Source organism: Neobacillus niacini, assembly GCF_023715415.1.
GTDB lineage: Bacteria > Bacillota > Bacilli > Bacillales > Cytobacillaceae > Neobacillus > Neobacillus niacini_C.
Genome location: NZ_JAMBOB010000088.1, coordinates 1 through 256 on the forward strand (window position 1 = coordinate 1; position 256 = coordinate 256).

Here is a 256-nt window from a genome sequence, read left to right on the forward strand (position 1 = left end):
ACCATCGGCGCTGAGAAGCTTAACTTCCGTGTTCGGTATGGGAACGGGTGTGACCTTCTCGCCATTGCTGCCAGACTATTTTTTTGAGGTATATCATTCCCTCAAAACTAGATAATTTCAGAAGAAGTGGTAAAACGAGTTTGCCTTTTAAAAATTGGTTAAGTCCTCGAACGATTAGTATCAGTCAGCTCCACATGTTACCACGCTTCCACCTCTGACCTATCAACCTGATCATCTTTCAGGGTTCTTACTAGCT

Annotated in this window: 2 rRNA genes; both read right to left on the minus strand. The window is 43.4% G+C overall.

What is annotated here, in order from left to right:
• Nucleotides 1-75: ribosomal RNA gene (gene rrf / locus M3189_RS26695) — 5S ribosomal RNA — on the minus strand; the annotation flags it as partial.
• 79 nt (nt 76-154) lie between these two features.
• A 23S ribosomal RNA gene (locus M3189_RS26700) occupies nt 155-256 on the minus strand; the annotation flags it as partial.